The 3,303-nt window shown below is 72.7% G+C and carries 4 protein-coding genes and 2 pseudogenes; 3 read left to right on the forward strand and 3 right to left on the reverse strand.

Annotated elements, in window-relative coordinates; genetic code table 11:
* From CCN42_RS45165 to CCN42_RS35960, 3 genes and pseudogenes are all read left to right on the forward strand, one after another.
* Positions 1-149, forward strand: a pseudogene (locus CCN42_RS45165) (roadblock/LC7 domain-containing protein); the annotation flags it as partial.
* 37 nt (positions 150-186) lie between these two features.
* Complete coding sequence (locus CCN42_RS35955; RefSeq protein WP_086741544.1) at positions 187-627, forward strand: DUF742 domain-containing protein; 441 nt, start codon at positions 187-189, stop codon at positions 625-627.
* Positions 614-1,228 carry a GTP-binding protein gene (locus CCN42_RS35960; RefSeq protein ID WP_086741545.1) on the forward strand — a complete coding sequence of 205 codons (615 nt, stop codon included), beginning with the start codon at positions 614-616 and terminating at the stop codon, positions 1,226-1,228. The genes CCN42_RS35955 and CCN42_RS35960 overlap by 14 nt, the downstream gene beginning before the upstream one ends.
* 43 nt (positions 1,229-1,271) lie before the next feature.
* Here the strand turns inward: CCN42_RS35960 and CCN42_RS35965 are convergent, their stop codons facing one another.
* The 3 genes and pseudogenes from CCN42_RS35965 to CCN42_RS45170 form a co-directional block, all read right to left on the reverse strand.
* Complete coding sequence (locus CCN42_RS35965; protein ID WP_086169864.1) at positions 1,272-1,940, reverse strand: ABC transporter permease; 669 nt, start codon at positions 1,938-1,940, stop codon at positions 1,272-1,274.
* Complete coding sequence (locus tag CCN42_RS35970; protein WP_086169865.1) at positions 1,937-2,587, reverse strand: ABC transporter permease; 651 nt, start codon at positions 2,585-2,587, stop codon at positions 1,937-1,939. Before CCN42_RS35970 ends, CCN42_RS35965 begins: the two co-directional genes overlap by 4 nt.
* Positions 2,584-3,303 (reverse strand): annotated as a pseudogene (locus CCN42_RS45170) (ABC transporter ATP-binding protein); the annotation flags it as partial. The gene CCN42_RS35970 and the pseudogene CCN42_RS45170, both read right to left, overlap by 4 nt.

A 3,303-nucleotide genomic window follows, 5' to 3' on the forward strand; every position in this document is an offset into this window, starting at 1 on the left:
CCGTGCTCGGCGTGGTCGCCGACAAGGAGGCCAAGCTGGGCAACATCGCGTACGAGATGACGCTGTTCGCCAACCGTGCCGGTGCCGCGCTCAGCCCGCAGCTGGTGCTGGAGCTGAAGAACAGCGTCGGCGCGACGCCGGCGGGCTGACCGGGCACCGCCCGGCCGAGAGAGGAAGAGACCACCCATGGCGGACGGCTTCCCGCCGCCCCCGGGCCCGGACGAGCAACCGGATCCGGTCGGCCCCGTCCCCGCCGTACGCCCGTTCCTGGTCACCGCGGGCCGGGTGGCGGGCGCGGGCGAGACCGCGGCCGAGCGGCCGATCCCGGTGGAGACCCAGGTGATCGCCACCGCGGAAGGCCTCGACGCGCTCGGCCGGCTCTCCTTCGAGCGGCACGACATCGTCGCCGTGTGCGCGGTGCCGCAGTCCCTCGCGGAGATCGCGGCCCGGCTGCGGCTGCATCTGAACGTCGTCCGGGTGCTCGCGGAGGATCTGCGGGCAGCCGGGCATCTGGCGGTGCACGTGCCGGACACGGCCGCCACCCATGACGCGTCCGTCCTGCGCAGGGTTATCGATGGCCTGCGGGCCATCCCCGACTCCCGAGGGGTACTCCGTGACACCGACTGAGCCCGTCGCCCGCCACGGCGCCGCCGCACGGACCGCGGCGCGGACCGCCGTACGGCCGCCGCTGCCGGTGAAGATGGTGATCGCGGGTGGTTTCGGGGTGGGCAAGACCACCGCGGTCGGTGCGATCTCCGAGATCGAGCCGCTGACCACCGAGGCGGCCATCACCGAGGTCGCGGCGGGGGTGGACGACCTGAGCCACACCCCGCGCAAGACCACCACGACGGTGGCCATGGACTTCGGCTGCCTGACCATCGATCCGACGCTGAAGCTGTACCTGTTCGGCACGCCCGGGCAGGAGCGGTTCGGGTTCATGTGGGACGACATCGTCGAAGGCGCGGTCGGCGCGCTCGTCATCGTCGACACCCGCCGCCTCGACGACTGCTACGCGGCCGTCGACTACTTCGAGCACCGGGAGATCCCGTTCGCGGTCGCCGTGAACGCCTTCGACGGGCGGGTCGAGCACCCGCTGGACGAGGTGCGCTGGGCGCTGGACGTGGGCGACCACGTCCCGGTCGTCGTGTTCGACGCCCGGGAGCGCGGTTCGGTGCGGGACGCGCTGCTCGTCGTCCTGGAACTGGCGCTGGCACGGGCGGAGGGCTGAGCGGCCCGGGCCCGCGGGGCTTCGGGCCTTCGGGCCTCCTGGCTCAGCCGCTGCGGCGTACGCCCCGCGACACCGCCAGGCGGCCCGCCGCCCAGAACACGCCCAGGGTGGCCAGGGCCAGCGCGGCGACCAGGGTGGCGCCGCCCACGACCTTCTCGTAGTCGCGCTGGTAGAGGCCGTCGACGATGTACCGGCCGAGGCCGCCGAAGCTGACGTACGCGGCGATGGTCGCCGTCGAGACGATCTGGATGGCCGCCGAGCGCAGCCCGCTGAGGATCAGCGGCAGCGCGACCGGGAGTTCGACCCGCAGCAGCACCCCCGCCTCGCTCATGCCCATGCCGCGGGCGGCGTCCACCGGCGCCGGGTCGACCGAGCGCACCGCCTCGTAGGTGGTGACCAGCACGGGCGGTACGGCGAGCACCACCAGCGGGATCATCACGGGCGCGAGACCGAGCCCGAGGATCACGAACATCAGCACCATCAGGCCGAAGCTGGGCAGGGCGCGGGCGGCGGTGGCGATCAGGGCGAGGGTGTTGCCGCCGCGCCCGGTGTGGCCGGTGAGCAGGCCGACCGGCAGTCCGACGGCGGCGGCGATGCCGAGCGCCATCAGCGTGTACTGGACGTGTTCCAGGAGCCGGGTGGGGATGCCGTCGTAGCCGTGCCAGTGGGCGCTGTCACTGAAGAAGGCCTCGACGAAGGTCAGTACGTTCACCGGACGGCACCCTTCGGCATCCAGGGCGTCACCAGCGCCCGCAGCAGGATCAGCGCGGCGTCCACCAGGATGGCGAGGACGGCCGTGCCCACGACGGAGAGCCAGATCAGGCGCGGCTGGTGGTAGATCATGCCACTGTTGAGCAGATTGCCGAGCGCGCCCTGGTTGCCGATCAGCATCCCGACGCTGACCAGGGAGATGCTCGACACCGACGCCACCCGCAGGCCGGCGATGACCGCGGGGGCCGCGATCGGCAACTGCACCTGGAGATAGCGACGCACCGGCCCGAAGCCCATGGCGGTGGCGGCGTCGAGGGTCTCGCGGGGCACCGAGCGGACGCCGTCGACGAGTGCCGGGACGAACACCACGAGGCTGTAGACGGCCAGCGGGATCATCACCGTCAGCTCGCTCAGGCCGGTGTAGTCGATGAGGACGACGAAGAAGGCCAGCGACGGGACGGCGTACAGCACGGTGGTCACCCACAGCACGGGCGGGTACAGCCAGCGCAGCCGCACGCACAGCTGGGCGATGGGCAGCGCCACGAGCAGTCCGGCGAGCACGGGGAGCAGAGCGATGCGCAAGTGCAGGGCGACCAGGCCGAGATAGCTGTTCTGGAGGTCGCTGGGCAGGTCGAAGAGCTCACTCATCGCGCGGCCTTCTGGGCGGCTTCGGCACGCACGGGCTTCGCGTCGTTCGCGTGGGCGCCGCGGATGGCCTCGGCGATGGACTGCTGGGAGACCACTCCGGCCGCCCGGCCCTCGCCGTCCACGGCGACGGCCCAGCCCGTGGGCGACAGGACCGCGCAGTCCAGCGCGGAGCGCAGCGAGTCCGTGCCCGCCGCGAACGGCCGCCCGCACGGCAGCAGTCGCTCCGGCCGCACCTGTCCGGCGGTCAGGTCGTGCGGCTCGGCCCAGCCGAGGGGCTTGCCGTCGACGCCGGTGACCAGGAGGTACGGGGTTCCGGAGGCGGTGCGGGCGGCGATCTGCTCGGCGGTGGCGTCGACGGCGACGATCGGCGTGGTCAGCAGCTCGAGACCGGCGGAGGAGAAGAAGGAGAGCCTGCGGATGCCCCGGTCCGCGCCGAGGAAGTCCTCGACGAACGGGTCCGCGGGGTTCGACAGCAGCTCGGCGGGCGGCGCGAACTGGGCGAGCCGGCCCCCGGTGCGCAGGACGGCGACCATCGTGCCGAGCTTGACGGCCTCGTCGATGTCGTGGGTGACGAAGACGATCGTCTTGCCCAGCTCTTCCTGGAGGCGCAGGAGTTCGTCCTGCAGGCCCTTGCGGACGACGGGGTCGACGGCGGAGAACGGCTCGTCCATGAGCAGCACGGGCGGGTCGGCGGCCAGCGCCCGGGCGACGCCGAC

Origin of the sequence: Streptomyces glaucescens, assembly GCF_002154375.1 — a bacterium.
GTDB lineage: Bacteria > Actinomycetota > Actinomycetes > Streptomycetales > Streptomycetaceae > Streptomyces > Streptomyces glaucescens.